This is a genomic window from Hoeflea sp. CAU 1731 (assembly GCF_039888615.1).
GTDB lineage: Bacteria > Pseudomonadota > Alphaproteobacteria > Rhizobiales > Rhizobiaceae > Flavimaribacter.
This window is the reverse complement of sequence record NZ_JBDQQS010000001.1, coordinates 157,145-172,648: the sequence shown is the minus strand read 5'-3', so window position 1 is coordinate 172,648 and position 15,504 is coordinate 157,145. Positions and strand designations below refer to the sequence as shown.

14 protein-coding genes are annotated in these 15,504 nt (G+C 59.2%); 4 read left to right on the top strand and 10 right to left on the bottom strand.

What is annotated here, in order from left to right; translation table 11 throughout:
* Window positions 1-30 precede the first annotated feature (30 nt).
* The 8 genes from AAFN47_RS00855 to AAFN47_RS00820 form a co-directional block, all read right to left on the bottom strand.
* A complete protein-coding gene (locus tag AAFN47_RS00855) occupies window positions 31-366 on the bottom strand; it encodes a cupin domain-containing protein (protein ID WP_499807274.1) in 336 nt (111 codons plus the stop codon).
* Window positions 359-1,024 (bottom strand): cysteine hydrolase family protein, encoded by a 666-nt coding sequence (locus AAFN47_RS00850; RefSeq protein WP_499807273.1) that lies wholly within the window; start codon window positions 1,022-1,024, stop codon window positions 359-361. Before AAFN47_RS00850 ends, AAFN47_RS00855 begins: the two co-directional genes overlap by 8 nt.
* Window positions 1,021-2,550, bottom strand: a complete 1,530-nt coding sequence (locus AAFN47_RS00845) for an ABC transporter ATP-binding protein (RefSeq protein WP_499807272.1) — start codon at window positions 2,548-2,550, stop codon at window positions 1,021-1,023. The genes AAFN47_RS00850 and AAFN47_RS00845 overlap by 4 nt, the downstream gene beginning before the upstream one ends.
* Entirely contained in the window at window positions 2,547-3,224 is a 678-nt protein-coding gene (biuH, locus tag AAFN47_RS00840; protein WP_499807271.1) for a biuret amidohydrolase, read from the bottom strand. The genes AAFN47_RS00845 and biuH overlap by 4 nt, the downstream gene beginning before the upstream one ends.
* Window positions 3,225-3,271: 47 nt before the next feature.
* Window positions 3,272-4,198, bottom strand: coding sequence for an ABC transporter permease (locus tag AAFN47_RS00835; protein WP_499807270.1), 927 nt, complete (start codon window positions 4,196-4,198; stop codon window positions 3,272-3,274).
* On the bottom strand, window positions 4,195-5,304 hold the full coding sequence (locus AAFN47_RS00830; protein WP_499807269.1) for an ABC transporter permease: 1,110 nt from the start codon (window positions 5,302-5,304) through the stop codon (window positions 4,195-4,197). Before AAFN47_RS00830 ends, AAFN47_RS00835 begins: the two co-directional genes overlap by 4 nt.
* Window positions 5,305-5,361: 57 nt before the next feature.
* The gene (locus AAFN47_RS00825; RefSeq protein WP_499807268.1) at window positions 5,362-6,489 is read right to left on the bottom strand and encodes a BMP family ABC transporter substrate-binding protein; all 1,128 of its coding nucleotides are present in this window, start codon (window positions 6,487-6,489) and stop codon (window positions 5,362-5,364) included.
* A gap of 177 nt (window positions 6,490-6,666) precedes the next feature.
* Window positions 6,667-7,152, bottom strand: a complete 486-nt coding sequence (locus tag AAFN47_RS00820; RefSeq protein ID WP_499807267.1) for a hypothetical protein — start codon at window positions 7,150-7,152, stop codon at window positions 6,667-6,669.
* A 251-nt stretch (window positions 7,153-7,403) separates the two neighbouring features.
* Between AAFN47_RS00820 and AAFN47_RS00815 the strand changes: the two genes are divergently transcribed.
* The 4 genes from AAFN47_RS00815 (at window position 7,404) to AAFN47_RS00800 (ending at window position 11,891) form a co-directional block, all read left to right on the top strand.
* Complete coding sequence (locus AAFN47_RS00815) at window positions 7,404-8,429, top strand: methyltransferase (protein ID WP_499807266.1); 1,026 nt, start codon at window positions 7,404-7,406, stop codon at window positions 8,427-8,429.
* A 508-nt stretch (window positions 8,430-8,937) separates the two neighbouring features.
* Window positions 8,938-9,114, top strand: a complete 177-nt coding sequence (locus AAFN47_RS00810) for a hypothetical protein (RefSeq protein WP_220230542.1) — start codon at window positions 8,938-8,940, stop codon at window positions 9,112-9,114.
* 75 nt (window positions 9,115-9,189) lie between these two features.
* The gene (locus AAFN47_RS00805) at window positions 9,190-10,107 is read left to right on the top strand and encodes a nucleoside hydrolase (RefSeq protein WP_499807265.1); all 918 of its coding nucleotides are present in this window, start codon (window positions 9,190-9,192) and stop codon (window positions 10,105-10,107) included.
* On the top strand, window positions 10,104-11,891 hold the full coding sequence (locus AAFN47_RS00800) for an adenine deaminase (protein WP_499807264.1): 1,788 nt from the start codon (window positions 10,104-10,106) through the stop codon (window positions 11,889-11,891). The genes AAFN47_RS00805 and AAFN47_RS00800 overlap by 4 nt, the downstream gene beginning before the upstream one ends.
* A gap of 137 nt (window positions 11,892-12,028) precedes the next feature.
* Here the strand turns inward: AAFN47_RS00800 and AAFN47_RS00795 are convergent, their stop codons facing one another.
* Complete coding sequence (locus AAFN47_RS00795; protein WP_499807263.1) at window positions 12,029-13,363, bottom strand: RNA-dependent RNA polymerase family protein; 1,335 nt, start codon at window positions 13,361-13,363, stop codon at window positions 12,029-12,031.
* Window positions 13,356-15,434, bottom strand: a complete 2,079-nt coding sequence (locus AAFN47_RS00790) for a hypothetical protein (RefSeq protein ID WP_499807262.1) — start codon at window positions 15,432-15,434, stop codon at window positions 13,356-13,358. The genes AAFN47_RS00795 and AAFN47_RS00790 overlap by 8 nt, the downstream gene beginning before the upstream one ends.
* Between the last annotated feature and the right edge of the window lie 70 nt (window positions 15,435-15,504).

The following is a 15,504-nucleotide window of genomic DNA, read 5'->3' as shown; positions in this document are numbered from 1 at the left end:
TGCTGGCGCGCCGGGTTTGCAAAAGTCGTGCTACTCGATGAACTCCACCGGTTTTTCCCACTGGATAAGGACGACGCATCCGTCCTCCGACCACACACGATGGTCGGAGCCCTTCCTGTTCACGACGAGCGAACCGGCCTCGTAACGACCGTGGTCGTCACTTTGCGATCCCTCGAGGACGAGGATCGACTCCATGCCATGATGTATGTGACGCGGCGCTTTTGCGCCTGCTTCGTAGCGAAGCAAAGCGACTTCGGGCTCTCCCTCGACCAGCCGGCATATTTCGATGCCTTCGTGAAAAGGACCAAACGTCACATTTTTCCAGCCGCCTGCGAGAAGGGCTGTAAACTCAAACGGTTCAGGCATGAAGCGCATCCACAATTTTAGAAGTAGGCGCCGTCCAGCCAACGATCGCTCCCTGCGCGCGGATCATGTTGAGCACCGCTTGCTTGAATTCCGGGAAATAGCTCTCGGTCGCGTCCTCCGCGAGAAGACAGTGATAGCCGCGATCATTGGCTTCGCGCATCGAGGTCTGCACGCAGACTTCCGTGGTCACGCCTGCAAACACGAGATGACTGATGTCGCGTTCCTCCAGCCATCCCGACAAGGGTGTGGCGTAGAACGCCCCCTTCCCCGGTTTGTCGATCACGAGTTCGCCGGGAAGCGGAGCAAGTTCGGGAACGATCTCGGCGCCGGGCTCGCCGGATACGAGAATGCGACCCATCGGGCCGTGATCTCCGATCCGCAACGCCGGATTTCCACGGTCGCGCTTGGCCGGCGGGCAGTCCGAAAGGTCCGGTTTGTGGCACTCGCGCGTGTGAACGATCGTCAGACCCGCGGCGCGAAAACCATCAATCAGGTTTCTCACGGTGGGTACGATCTGCTGAAGCAATTCGACATTGTTGCCGAGGCTTGCTCCAAAGCCGCCCGGCTCGACGAAATCCCGCTGCATGTCGATGACGACAAGCGCGATCTTTTCGTGATGAAAGGGAAAATGAAAGGGATCTGCATCAAGCAATTTCATGCGTGACCTGCCATGTGTTTTCCGATCTCTGCGACGCTCGCCTGTGCGATTGGCGTCTGATAAACGATCGCGCCCTCCGACATTACCAGAACACGATCCGACAATTCGAGGATTTCGTCCAGATCCTCGCTGATCAGCAGCACCGCGGCGCCGGCGTTGCGCGCGGTCATGATGCGGGCCCGGATTTCCGCCACAGCGGAGAAATCCAGCCCGAAACAGGGATTCGAGATGATCAGCAGATCCACCTCGCCTGTGAGTTCCCTGGCGAGCACTGCGCGCTGCACATTGCCGCCGGAAAGCGACTCGATTGGGCTTTCCGGAGAGGCGGTCTTGACCTTGAAGGCTGCGATCAGTTCCCTTGCCGCCTCGCCCATTCGGCCGCGGTCGATCCAGAAACGCGTCTTGCCGGCGTCGTTGACGTCGTATGTGCGAAAGGCGAGATTTTCGGTGACGCTCATGCGAGGCGCGCAGGCGTTGCGCAGCGGTTCTTCGGGCAGATACCGCACGTGAAATTCGCGCGCCTCGGCGCGGGTCGCGGAAAACGGTTCGTTCTCGACCCGTATCTCGCCCGCCGAATAGGGTCGCTGGCCAGCGAGGATCTCCATCAGCTCCATCTGCCCGTTGCCCGACACGCCCGCAATGCCGACGATCTCCCCGGCGCGAATGGTCAGGTCTTCGATCCGGATGGATTTCAGTCCGGACCGGTCGCTGGCGTGAACCTTGTTGACCGTGAGGATCGGCTCGCCGACTGTGCCGGACCGCTCGGCCGTCTTCTGCAACTCCTTCTCCCCGATCATCATGTCGGCCATGGCCGCGTGATCGAGATCCGAAACCTTGCTGCCTCCAACGAAGGACCCGCGCCTCAGAACCGAAACCTCGTCGGCGAAGGCGGTCACCTCGCGGAACTTGTGGGAAATCATCAGGACCGTCAGCGCGCCAGCCTCTGTCAGACCGCGAACCATACCGAGAAGCTCGTCGGCTTCCGCCGGCGTCAACACCGAGGTCGGCTCATCGAGAATGAGAAAGCGGCGCCCGAGATAAAGCTGCTTCAGCAACTCCAGCTTCTGCTTTTCGCCTGCTGCAAGCCGGTTCACTAGTTGATTTAGCGGAACACGGAAAGGCATTGTTTCCATGAAGGATTCCAGCCTTCTGTTCTCTTTTTTCCAGTCGATTATCTCCGGCGCATCGGAGCGACTTATGACCAGGTTCTCAGCCGCTGTAAGCGACGGCACGAGGGTGAAATGCTGGTACACCATCCCAAGGCCCTGCGCGTGGGCGATCTTCGGATCCCGTATCTCCACCTCGCGATTGTCGATCATGACCTGGCCGGACGTCGGGTGGTAGAACCCCATGATACATTTTACGAGCGTCGACTTTCCTGCGCCGTTTTCGCCCAGCAAGGCGTGGAAGCTCCCCGCCTTCACCTTGATGGATACGTCGTCGAGCGCGGTAAAGGCGCCAAACCTCATTGTCATGCCGACCGTCTCGACGCCGATCGCGGCCTTGTCTTTGCGCGCAGACGTCATGGCAGTGATTTAACGAAGGCTTCGGAATTGCTGACGGATCCAAAGACACCGCCCTGCATCTTGATCATCTTGACCGCCGCATCGTGATTGCCCCTGTCCGTCGCGGCGCAACAGTCTTCAAGAAGCAGGCATTCGAAGCCGCGATCATTGGCCTCTCTCATCGTGGTGTGGACGCAGACATCCGTGGTCACGCCCGTCAGGACGATGTTGTGGATACCGCGGGTGCGAAGAAGCAATTCGAGATCCGTCGCGTAGAAACTGCCCTTGCCTGGCTTGTCGATGATCGGCTCGCCGGCCTCCGGAGCGAGTTCCTCGATGATTTCCCAGCCCGGTTCGCCGCGCACGAGAATTTTCCCGAAAGGTCCCTCATCGCCGATGCCTGCGCCGATCTGTCGGGACCGCCATCGCTTGTTATGCGGCAGGTCGGCAAGATCCGGCCGGTGCCCCTCTCGCGTGTGCAAGATGTGATAGCCCTTTTTGCGCATCGCTTCGAGCACCATCCTGATCGGCTCGATTGGCGCGCGGGTGAGGCTGAGGTCATAGCCCATCCTGTCGACGTAGCCGCCAACGCCGCAGAAATCCTTCTGCATGTCAATCACGATCAGCGTCGTGTTTTCGGGGCGCATATCGCCATGGTGTGGCCAGTCATAGGGATCGGATGCGATAATGGTCATTTACGCAGCTCCTTGGTCGACAGATGTGTTTGGTTCATTTCCGCGTCCTACTTCGTTATCGAGAGCGCACCGGGCGCGCCGGCCATTGCCCGGCTCGTCGAGCTCGTCGCTATGAGCACGCCCAGCGTCAGCACGTAGGGCGCAGCGTAGAAGAGATAATAGCCCTGGGTGACGCCGATGGACTGCAGGGCTGGTCCCAGCGCCCCTGCTCCGCCGAACAGCAGCGCCGCCCATATGCAGCTCACCGGGTTCCAGCGGGCGAAGATGACCAGCGCCACCGCCATCAAGCCCTGGCCCGATGAAATCCCTTCGTTCCAGCTGCCCGGATAATAAAGCGACAGATACGCGCCGCCGACGCCGGCGAGCGCTCCGCCGACGGCTGTTGAGAAAAGGCGCACCCGGTCAGGATGGAAACCGAGTGCGCGCGCGGCGTCGGTGCTGTCTCCGACGACGCGAACCATGAGACCGATGCGCGTGGTGCGGAACATGCGCGCCATCAGGATGGCGACGACGATCGCAAGCAGGAACAGCACGTTGATCCTCAGCGCCGCCTGCACCTGCGGCAGGTCGGCCCACCAGCCGAAAGAAATCGAGGGCAGATCCGGAGCAACCGGCTGGATGTATGGCTTGCCGAAGAAGAAGGCGAGCCCCATGCCAAGGATCATCAGGGAGATGCCGATGGCGATGTCATTGACTCTGGGAAGCTTGCACATCCAACCATGGGCAAAGCCGAAGGCAGCGCCGGCGATCGCCGCGGCGATTACGCCGAGCCACGGCGAACCTGTTTGGTATGCAATGGCGTATCCGCTCATCGCGCCGAACACCAGCGTGCCCTCGAGCCCGAGATTGATGCGGCCCGAGCGCTCCGTCAGGCACTCTCCGACGCTTACCAAGAGAAATGGCGTGGAAACCCGGATGGCGCCGCCGAGAATGGCGAGCGGCACGCCCCACAGGCCGATATCGGTCTCGCTCATGCACGCCTCCACAATTCAGGTTGAAACAGCTTGAAACGTCCGTAGAGCGCATCGCTGAGCAGGATCGCAACAAAGACGAATCCCTGCAGCACAAGCACCGTGGCGTCGGGCAGATCCATTCGACGTTGCACGAGCCCGCTCGACGCCTCGAAACCGGCAAGCAGGATGGCGACGGGGATGATGGCGAGCGGATTGTGACGGGCAAGAAAGGCGATCAAGATACCGGTGTAGCCGTAGCCGGCGGCTAGCGAACCGTTGGCCGAACCGTGGACGGCGGCGACCTCGATCATGCCGGCGATCCCGGCGAAAGCGCCGCCAAGCGCCGTAAAGCCGATGATCAATCGTCCTACGGGCAAACCCTGAACCTGTGCGGCGCGCACGTTACCGCCGGCGATCCGGGCGGCGAAGCCCCAACTCGTGCGCTCGATCAGAATCCAGGAGACGATGCATGCGACAACGCCAACGGCCAGTCCCCAGTGCACGTCGAAACCCGGCATCGATCCGATACGCCAGCTCTCGAAGAGCGGCTCCGTCGACGGCTTGTTGAGGCTTGCCGGGTCGCGGAACGGCCCTTCGACGAGGTGGTTCATGATGGCGATGGCGATATAGGCCATCAGAAGGCTTGATATGGTTTCGTTGACGCCTCGCAAATGGCGAAGCGCGCCGACGAGACCAATCCAGATCCCGCCGGCGCAAGCCGCGAACAGCGCCATGCCCACCATGCCGGCCGGACCGGGCAATTCCGACGCGACCATTGCGAACGCGCCTGCCGCGACGCCTCCCAGCACGATAGCCCCCTCTCCACCGATGACGACAAGTCCGAGTCGGGCCGGCAGTGCAACGCACAGGGCCGCCAGCAGCAGAGGCGCAGTGCGCGACAGCGTGTTTTCCCATGAGAATGCAGTGCCGAAACCGGCCTTGTAGACCAACGCGTAAAAGTCGAAGGGCGACTTGCCGAGAAACAGCAGAAACAGTCCGAAAACCGCGAGACCCGCAATCAGCGCGCCAACGGGGATGACGAAACCTTCCGCGTTTCGGGCGGCCTTTTCCAGCCACTCGCGAACCGCTGTCTCCGATCCGGCGCCCGATGCCAGATCGATGCTCATTGATGGTCTCCTTCAACACAGGGCCCGGCCCTCGGTCGGACCAGGCGGCGGGTATGGTCAGCTCGTGGAGCCGACCACGCCTTCAACGAGGTAATCCATGCTCTCCAACTCGACATCCGTCTCGGCGAAGCCCTGGCCTTCCGTGGCGATCACGTTGCCCTTGTTGTCCTTCATCGGACCTTTTATGACGGCGTAGTCGCCCTTCAGGATCTCGGCCTTCGTCGCCTCGAACTGGTTGCGCGCCGCATCGGACACCGCCGGACCGAGCGGGCTCATCTTGATGAAGCCTTCCGCCAGTCCGCCGCGGACGAAATTGTCGATCTTTTCGCCGGCCAGCGTCTTGTTGATCATGTCCGTATAGACGTTGCCCCAGGCCCATTCGGCGCCTGTGAGGTATTTGTCCCCGGCGAGCGACTGCTGATTGGCGTGGTAGCCGCAGACGAACGCGTCGCGGCCGGCCGCGGTTTCCATGACAACCTTCGGACCGTCGACGTGGCAGGTGATGACGTCGACGCCCTGATCCGCCAGCGCATTCACCGCCTCGGCTTCCTTGACGGCAAGCGACCATTCGCCAGTGAAAATTACCTGGCAGGTGATTTCCGGATCGACCGAGCGCGCGCCCAGCAGGAAGGAATTGATGTTGAGCAGCACCTGCGGGATTGGCTTTGCGGCGACGAAGCCGATCTTCTTCGTCTTGGTGGCGTGCCCGGCGGCAATGCCGTTCAGATACTGGCCCATTCCGATGTAGCCGAAATAGGATCCTGTGTTGGCGGGATGCTTGTCGGCGCTCCACAGGCCGCCGCAATGCTCGAAGCGCACATCAGGGTTCTTTGGTGCAAGCGTCAGGATGTGGGGATCAAAATAACCGAAAGACGTCGGAAACAGCAGCGACGCTCCGTCGAAATTGATCATGCTTTCCATGGACTTCTGAACGTCCACGGTCTCAGCGACATTTTCTTCCTCGACGATCGTCACGCCTTCAATGCCCTTGACCACCGCAGCGCCTTCGGCATGCGCCTGGTTGTAACCGAAATCGTCTTTCGGTCCGACATAGATGAAGCCAACGGTGAGATCGGCCGCACGCGCCGAAGTCAGCGGCAGGCCGGCGCCGAGCGTCGCCAGACCGGCGATACCGGCAGACGACTTCAGGAAATGACGTCGCGTCGTATTTCTGATGATAGCCATATTCGAGTTCCACCTCTGAAATTTCCGACCGGCGTTCAGACCGGTTTGTTCTGCCGCCTCAGCCCCGATGATCGGCATCCAAAAGATGGTATGACGCGCTACCGCTTCTGTCTTGTGCTCATTCTTTTTCACAGCGCTGCAAAAATTGCAGCGATAAGATCATGTCGGCATTTGCATCTACTGCACCGCCGGAGGTGCGATTTGCTGCTTCAACATCTCAATCTCACCTTTTAATTGTTGTGTTTGAAAATCGATTCTGTTGCCGCTCTCTATCAAGCCTTGAAAAACTCCGTCCTGCGGCCACTGAATAATATTTCCATTTTCTGAAGTACTATTACTACCGCTTCTTTGGAGGGCCGCAATTTGATCTGTGACAGTTTTTAACGTTTCGGTGAGGGTAGTAACGTTATTGTTTATTGTTACTTGCTGATCAGCCAGCTTCTCGACTTGCTTGGCAAGACCTTCACCTTGCTCTCTGGTCGTGAACTTAAATCCATCACCTGTCCATTCAAAATCAACAACATTAGGTAGTATGAATAATGCCGCGGCGAGAGCAAATAGCGCTGCGTGACTCGGAGTTAGCGGGATTTTTTTATGCATAATGTAGATTGCATAAACGACCAGGATAATTGCTGCCATCGTAAACGACCAGTTGATAGCCATATTCTCAACCTCCGGATTGTATTCATAAGCTGCACCATATAATCACACAGCTATACTTACGTCCATTTTCTCATGAATAGTTTCTGCACGATAAAATACTTATATCACTGTAATTATTATTAAATTCACGTTATCATCACATTTTTTGCTTTTGCAAATATCAGCACTTCATTGCACAACCGCTTTAAAGCAAAGGTAGCAATCGCGTTTATAATGATGGCAAGATCACGCTACAAAACGGAGGATGTCACATGAACGAACCAGGACCCGACCACATCATGCGCGTCGCCATCGGCTACGGCGTTTCCAAGGCGCTGCTGAGCGCTGTCGGTCTCGGGCTCTATACGCGGCTCGCCGAAAGCCCGATGACCCTGGACGAGATCATGGCGGAATACGGCTTGCGGCGGCGACCCGCCATGGATTTCCTCGACCTTCTGGTTTCTGTCGACATGCTTGGGCGCGATGGCGACGGACCGGATGCGCGCTACCGCAACACCACAGCCACCGGCGCCTATCTCGACCGAAACAAGCCTGACTATATCGGCGGCATTCTCGAATTGTGGGAAGCGCGCAACTACCGCTTCTGGGCCGATATCGGAGAGGCCTTCAAGACCGGCGAACCGCAGAACGAATCCAAGGCTGCGGGCACGCCCTTCTTCGAGACGCTCTACTCGGAACCCGCCCGGCTCGAAGCCTTCATGGATGCGATGAACGGCTCGTCCCGCCACAATTTCGAGAAACTTGCGGAGGTTTTTCCTTTCGACAACTACAAGACTCTCTCGGATATCGGCGGCGCGGACGGCCTGCTTTCGCGTTGCGTGGCCGCGCGCCATCCGCATCTTCGCTGCACGAGCTTCGACCTGCCCAACGTGACGGAAATTGCAAAAAAGAAGATCGCGGCTGACGGTCTTTCGGACCGGATCGAAACGGTGTCCGGCGATTTCTTTTCCGATCCCCTGCCGCCGGCCGAAATTATTACGATGGGCATGATCCTGCATGACTGGAACCTCGAACAAAAGAAGGCTCTGGTGAAAAAGGCCTATGACGCGCTTCCCGAAGGCGGCGCCTTCATCGCCGTCGAGGCCCTGATCGACGACGCCCGGCGCGAAAACACCTTTGGCCTGTTCATGTCGCTGACCATGCTGATGGAGTTCGGCGACAGGGCTTTCGACTTCACCGGCGCTGAATTTCGCGAGTGGTGCAGCGAAGCGGGGTTCAGGCGTTTCGAAGTCATTCCACTTGTCGGACCTTCCAGCGCGGCCATCGCCTATAAGTGAATTGATTCAAAACTCCCTTTCAAGCTGCTGTATTAGTTGGTTAATTCAATTCTCGCGCACTTAGAGACAAATCTGGCTTTGTTTCGGGAATTTGGATTTTTTGCGTCCGCTCCTCATTTCCGCCGCGCGGACGCGCGGCGCCTGGATGCCGCATCAAGTGCGGCATGAGGGATGGTGGGAAGGCTTGTTTCCAACTCTGACTTTGTTTCGGGAAATTGGGTTTTGGGTCGTTTGGGTTTGTTTCGGGAAATGCGATTTCGGGGAGTTTGGGTTCGTTTCGGGAAATTGCCTCTTCTTCAATTTGGCTTCGTTTCGGGAATCTGCATTTTCATGGATTTCGCGCCCGATGGCGGGCGGATTTCAACGCGCATCTTATAGCACAGATCACCCTAAAAATCAGCAGGTTTGTTCATTTTTTGTTCTTCTCGCTATCGAACCTTCGCTTGGCCGCTGATCCTGGCTGATGTAGCCTTTCCGACGGACAGACAACGCAACAGGGAGCCTATCCATGGACAAGCAGCGAATCCGTATTGAACAGCACGGCGGTCTCGGCCTGATCTGGCTCGCGGGCTGGCTTTTCACCATTGGCTATCTCGACCTTGGTTTTTGGCGCGGCGTCCTCGCGCTGATCGTCTGGCCGTATTTTCTGGGCGTCGACATGGCGGCGATTGATCCGCCCGCCTGAGCATCCGGCGCTTTCGTCTGAACCGAATTCTGCTATGGATTCGACACTGAAGCGACGCCCAACTGGACACAAGATTTGATCTGGATCGATACGGATATGGGATTCGACGACATGCTCGCCGTGATGATGGTGGAGCAGTCGCCGGTCGACATCGCAGGCGTTTCCCTTGTCTATGGAAATACGAGGCTGGAACAGGTCGTCCGCAACGCATTTGACGCCTCGGACTTCCTTGGATGGACCATGCCACTGTTTGCCGGCGCTTCCCGTTCTATCCTCGGCTCCATTGAAACTGCTGAACGGATCCTTGGCCCTAGCGGCATGCCGACGCTCGGCAAGCGACTTCCGGAAAGCGCGACCACCGATATTCCCTCCGCCCTCAGCGGCCTGACGGAATGGCTTGAAAGCCTTGGCCAACCGAGGCCCGTGCTTGCGCTGGGACCGCTGACCAATATCGCCATCCTGCTGCTCGCACGCCCCGATCTTGCACCGAAAATAAGCCATGTCCTGTGGATGGGCGGCGGTTCCGGTGCGGGCAACCACACCGCATCGGCGGAGTTCAACGCCTTCAGCGATCCCGAGGCGGTCGCCATCGTTCTTGCAAGCGGCGTCGAACTGCGGATGGTCGATCTGGAATGCTGCAGGCAGGTTCTCGTCGGTCCTGATTTTGCACAATCCCTGAACGCGGCGGGCGATGAGAAAGTCTCCGTTCTGGCCGACCTGATGGGCGGCTATATCGACATCGCGATACAAAGGGGCCGTCCCGCCATGGCGCTCTACGACCCGGTCGCGGCTGCGATCGCCATTGGTGACAATGTGGCGACGCTCGAGGCGGTTCGCATCGACATGGAATTGGCCGGCGGACTGACGCGCGGCCGAACAGTCGTCGACCGCCGACCCTCAGCAGGCGCAAACGCCAGGATCGCCGTTCGACCGGACGCCGAACGCATCAGATCCATGGCGCTGGACGCCCTCGAAAAGGCAACACGACAATGACATCTTCCGCCCTCGAACCGGATGATCTGAACGAAAGACCACTGCGGGATCGCGCCGTGGCGGCGGCGCGCGGCGATGCGCCTTTCGACCTTCTGATCGTCAATGGCGACAGGCTCGATTCCGTGACCGGCGAAATCCGCAAGGCTGACATCGGCATAACAGGTCCGATGATCGCCAGCGTGCATGCGCCGGGAAGCAGAACGGACGCTGAAGAGACCATCGACGCTGCAGGAAAACTCCTCACAGCCGGACTGATCGACGCCCATATGCATGTCGAAAGCTCGATGATCACGCCCGCAACCTACGCCGAAACGATATTGCCGCGTGGCGTGACAACGGTCGTCTGGGACCCGCACGAGTTCGGAAATGTGCATGGTCTCGCCGGCGTCGACTGGGCTGTCGAAGCAACGTCCAGCCTGCCGATGCGTTTTATTGTTCTGGCGCCGTCCTGTGTTCCCTCTGCGCCGGGTTTCGAATGCGCGGGCGCGGCGTTCGGCGGACCGGAGATGGAGGCGATGCTCGCCAACCCTGGCATCGGCGGCGTTGCCGAGGTGATGAATATGGCCGGCGTCATCAGTCGTGACGCGCTGATGACGGATGTCGTCCAGGCGGGGCTTGCAAGCGGGAAGCCGGTGTTCGGACATGCGCGGGGCCTCAGCGGACCGGATCTGAACGCCTTTATGGCCGCCGGCGTGACGTCCGACCATGAACTCACCTCCGCGAACGACTTTCTTGAAAAACTCCGTGCGGGACTGACAATCGAAATTCGCGGGTCGCACGATCACCTGCTTCCCGAAATCGTCGAGGCGCTGAACGCGATCGGACATCTGCCGCCGACCGTGACGCTTTGCACCGATGATGTCTTTCCCGACGATCTCGAAAAGAATGGCGGGCTCGACGATGTGATCCGCAGACTTGTGCGTTATGGCATGCCGCCCGTATGGACGATCCGCGCAGCGACGCTCAATGCCGCCATGCGTCTGGGACGCAACGATCTTGGCCTGATCGCAGCCGGTCGCCGCGCCGATCTGGTGGCTTTCGACGACCTGCAGTCACTGAATGCGGTTTTCGTGATCGGCAATGGCGAGATTTTGGCGCGCAATAATCGACTGAATTCGCCGCCTCACCGGATCAAAACCGATTTGCTTGAGAAGTCCGTCAAAGCGCCTCAATTCAAACCGGATGATTTCAAAATAATGTCAAACGGTAATCGCGTGCGTGTAGCGACTATCGACCGGCCGCGCTTTACGCGCTGGCGCGAAACGGAAACGGATGTCAGGGATGGCCATGTCGTTTCGCCTGAAGGCGTAACCCTGATCGGCGTTTGTCACCGTCACGGACGCCTACCAGCCGAGATGAAAATCGGCTTTCTCACGGACTGGGGCGCTTGGAACGGCGCCGTCTGCACGACGGTTTCCCACGACAGCCATAATCTGACTGTGTTCGGAGGCAACGAGGCGGACATGGCGCTTGCCGCGAACGCCGTCTGCGCGATGGACGGCGGCTTGGCCGTTGTCTCGGGAGGCGTGGTTCTGGCCAGCCTGCCGCTGCCGCTTTCAGGTCTCGTCAGCGACGCGCCGATGGCCGATGTCAGCGCGGGCTTCACCGCGATCAAACAGGCGATGGACGAGGTCGTCCAATGGCAACCGCCCTATCTGATCTTCAAGGCCTGTTTCGGAGCGACGCTGGCCTGCAACGCCGGCCCGCATCAGACCGATCTCGGTCTCTCCGACCTGACCCTGGACGGGCCGCTGGAAAGCCCGGTTCTCGAAGTCATAGGTTGAGGCTTCGCGGGAAAGTGGGAGCGCGTGATATCAAAGAGCAAAACAGGAACCGAAAGCCGCAGCCTCTGTGGCTCCACAGGCCGTCCGCCGCGTCGCCGCGGGAAACGCGCTCCCGCAGAAATCCTATCCGACAGCCCCTAATGTCGCAAGTTGCGCATTGCGACCAGTGAGACGAGTTCCATCTCCTCGCGAAGGCGCTTTGGCGGTATCTGGCGAAATCCCCGGTTTCCCGGACGGCCTGTGGCGGCCTGGACGATTTTTCTGGCTATCCTGAAATCGATATCCTTCAAGTCGCCGCGACTGGAGGCGACCTTGAGCAGGGTCGCAAGACCGGGAACGGCGAAAGGGCTGTCGACATCCAGCATGACATTTGTTGCAGAGACGAGTCGCCGGGCTCTGTTCAAGGGTGTTTCTCCGGCAAACCCCGCCGCAAGTCCGTCAATCCTGGCGCAAACGCGTTTGACGAACCGCGCCTGCAAATGTGGAGCGGGGCTCAAATCACCATTACAGGCGATCGAAATGCCGAGGAAATCGATGCGATTGCCGCCCTCATAGGCGGGGTCGGCGTCTGACGGCATACCGTTACCGCTAAGCGCCACGCGGCGCTCCTTTTCCATTTTTCTGGTTACGCCAAGGCGGGCGAGAATGGGCTCCAGACTGACGTCCACCTGTTGCAGCGTCTGCAGATCGGCGTGCGCCAGGATGAAATCGTCATTGTAACGCGCATAGAAAAGGCCTTCGACGCCGTTCAGATAGACGTCCATTTCATGAACCGACAGATTGGAAACCAACGGCGTCAGGGGCGTTCCCATGGAGACACCATACGCGCGCGTGAAGGACGATCCATCCGGATTGCAGATAACCGGGCGCACCAGATCGACAATGAGAGACCAGGTCTGATCACTTACGCCGCCGCGCGGATTTCCGAGATCGGCTACCTGTCGCATTGTCTTCCAGAGCGGCGCCGTTGGCCCCATCGGCAAGGATTCGCCGAACTTGCTGAAATCGGACTTGAGCACGTGGAGCGCCGGCGGTCTTGCACCCGCCTGCCTGCGATAGCGACGGATAAAGCTGGAAAATGCAAGCGCTGCGGACAGGTTGCTGTGCCCCGGCAGATAGGAGTGCACGCCGGGCATTCCAAAGGCGCGCGCATTGCGGGTGAGCAACTGGAAAAGCACTGCGCCAACCACCTGATCCATGAAAACCGGCCGATGGGCGGGGCGAACCTTGCCGTGACGCTCAAGAAACCAAAGATCCACCGGGCTCATGCGATAGTCTCCGGCCTTGATGGTCTTCACGATTCGCGCCGCCAGAGCACGGCGATCCGTCGCTGCGCGATAGTAGCTCACGCCCGGCCCTGCGTCCGAGGACGTCCGACCGCTTTGCACGCGCTTTGCAAAGATTTTCAGAATCTCCGCTTCGTATACGGAATGATCCCGCAGACACGCCTCGATATCGACCGGCTCAACCATCGAGGCGAACCGCCCGCTCGGTCTCCGCGTCGGCGGCTTTCGCATCCTCCGTCACGGCTGCACGCCACTTCTTCAACGCCCCCTCGCCTGCTTCCTGCGGCAGCACGAGAAGCAACCGCAGCGCGCCTCCGCTGAAGACAGGCGCAAGCACATGATTGTGGATCGTCGCGGCCAGTCGTCCATCCCTGAAGCACTTCAGCGCGGTCGTCAGCGCGAGGCGGGTTATCCGGGGATCGAGGCGGTTCATGGACGCGCCGCCCTCGCCCGTCGCCAGGTCTAGATAGCCGCCATTCTCGAACTGCGCCTTGAAAAGAACTTTCTGCTCATCGATCGAGTGACGCGCGACATGGTCTTGCAGGTCGGGCCATCGCAACAGCAGCGCGGACGCCGCCGCACGACCTTCAGCAAATACCGGGTCGCCGTGACGGGCCGCGCTCGCGGCGCCGCCCGACATCACGGAAAGGTCGATATCCAGGTCACGCGCGGTCTCGCAATCCGGCAGAAAGAACAAGAGCGCGCCCTGATTTCGAAACGTATAGTGACCGTATTCGGAAATCCGGGTGCGAACAGCGCTGATCACCTGACGACGTTGCATTTCCGGCACGCGCGGCGCGAACCGCAATTCGCCGACGAACACAGGCTGATCCAAATTCCGCAGCGTATCGAACCATTCACCCGGATCGAGCTGCACGGGCAAGCGTTGCTTGCGATTTCTGAAGTGATGCAGATTGATGAGAGCCACCAGCACGACGATCATGACTGCGGTGACTTCCAGCAAATCCGACGCCGGTTGCGGATCCAGCCAGACAAGCCACAACCCGAAGACAAAGAGGCCGACGCTGCCCACGACCGAGAAAAGATGACCGTCCGCAAACATGCGGAACTGGTAGACGCCGATCAGGGAGCGAAGCAGGAAAAGCGGAAGCATCGCCAGCAGCAGCGTGAAGGAGAAATCATTCATCTGCAGCAGGCCGAGCGAGAAGCCCAGTAACCAGAACCAGGTCGCGATCAGCGGCGCGGTGAAGAGGATGCGTTTGAAGAATGAGAGCCGCAACTCCCGATATTCCTTTATCCGGCGCAGCCTTACCAGATCGAAATAGAACACCCTGGCCCAATCGTAACTGCCGGTGAACGCCGGAAGCAGCAGATAGAAGAAGGCGAAGCTATTGATGATGTGCCAGGCCGGATCGGCGGCGGTAAAGTCGATCGCGCGCGCGTTTCCAGATACGATCCCGAGGAGAACCAGCGCAAAGATCGCATCAAGCTGAAGACACAATCCCGCAACCAGAGAAAGCGCCGCACGACCCGCAGGCAAGGCTTTGATGAACGTCGAAAAACCACCGAGCTCCAGGGCTGACCCGAGCGAACGCCCGGACAATTCGTACACTCTCAGCGTATAGCGCAGGCCAAGCAGGGTTGCGGCCACCGACGAGGCGAGAATCGACAGGATCAGAGCCGCGGTGGGCAATATGGCGTATCCGATCGCAAGAATGGAGATCTGGATGGCAAGGGGCGCGAAAATCGTCCAGCTCGGGCGGAATATCCGCCGCGTGGCGTACATGCCTGCATGTATCGTCTTGGCCGGCAGTTTGGCGACGGTTTCGAGAATAATGAAGAAACTGTAGATTCCGACGATAACGCCGCCGCCCGATGTCATTACATTGCCAACGATCAAGACGGTCGCGGTGACCAGGATCGCCGCCGCAACCAACACAGACAAGACGAGCCAGTCGCCAACTATCCGATCTCTTTCCTGCGACCTGCCTTCTTCCGTCAGATCGCGCAGGCGCTCGCGCATGACTTCCAGAAGCCCCCACCAGGCCCCCTCGACAAGAAGAGAACCAACTCGGAGCGACAGCACGATGAAGGCGTCGATGTGACCGAGAACCCGGTAGACGAGGAGAAATTCGGCCGCCCGGACCACGAACATCAATGTATCGAGTATGAGTATATTGCGTAAGCGATACCGGAAATAGCGTCCCATCGAACCGGTCACGGCGCACTGGAAGAAGGAAACCAGCCTTTCTTCACTTTTCGCCGCACGCTCAAACCATTGGTCGATGCGCCTCATTGGCTGTCTCGCAAATCAGGACCCCCCCGCGTTTGGTCCCTTTTAACACCTGGTCGCGGAACAAAGGAAG

Coding starts and splice junctions, on each gene's coding strand:
- AAFN47_RS00855 (WP_499807274.1), bottom strand. CDS start 366: ATGCCTGAACCGTTTGAGTTTACAGCCCTTCTCGCAGGCGGCTGGAAA.
- AAFN47_RS00850 (WP_499807273.1), bottom strand. CDS start 1,024: ATGAAATTGCTTGATGCAGATCCCTTTCATTTTCCCTTTCATCACGAA.
- AAFN47_RS00845 (WP_499807272.1), bottom strand. CDS start 2,550: ATGACGTCTGCGCGCAAAGACAAGGCCGCGATCGGCGTCGAGACGGTC.
- biuH (WP_499807271.1), bottom strand. CDS start 3,224: ATGACCATTATCGCATCCGATCCCTATGACTGGCCACACCATGGCGAT.
- AAFN47_RS00835 (WP_499807270.1), bottom strand. CDS start 4,198: ATGAGCGAGACCGATATCGGCCTGTGGGGCGTGCCGCTCGCCATTCTC.
- AAFN47_RS00830 (WP_499807269.1), bottom strand. CDS start 5,304: ATGAGCATCGATCTGGCATCGGGCGCCGGATCGGAGACAGCGGTTCGC.
- AAFN47_RS00825 (WP_499807268.1), bottom strand. CDS start 6,489: ATGGCTATCATCAGAAATACGACGCGACGTCATTTCCTGAAGTCGTCT.
- AAFN47_RS00820 (WP_499807267.1), bottom strand. CDS start 7,152: ATGGCTATCAACTGGTCGTTTACGATGGCAGCAATTATCCTGGTCGTT.
- AAFN47_RS00815 (WP_499807266.1), top strand. CDS start 7,404: ATGAACGAACCAGGACCCGACCACATCATGCGCGTCGCCATCGGCTAC.
- AAFN47_RS00810 (WP_220230542.1), top strand. CDS start 8,938: ATGGACAAGCAGCGAATCCGTATTGAACAGCACGGCGGTCTCGGCCTG.
- AAFN47_RS00800 (WP_499807264.1), top strand. CDS start 10,104: ATGACATCTTCCGCCCTCGAACCGGATGATCTGAACGAAAGACCACTG.
- AAFN47_RS00795 (WP_499807263.1), bottom strand. CDS start 13,363: ATGGTTGAGCCGGTCGATATCGAGGCGTGTCTGCGGGATCATTCCGTA.
- AAFN47_RS00790 (WP_499807262.1), bottom strand. CDS start 15,434: ATGAGGCGCATCGACCAATGGTTTGAGCGTGCGGCGAAAAGTGAAGAA.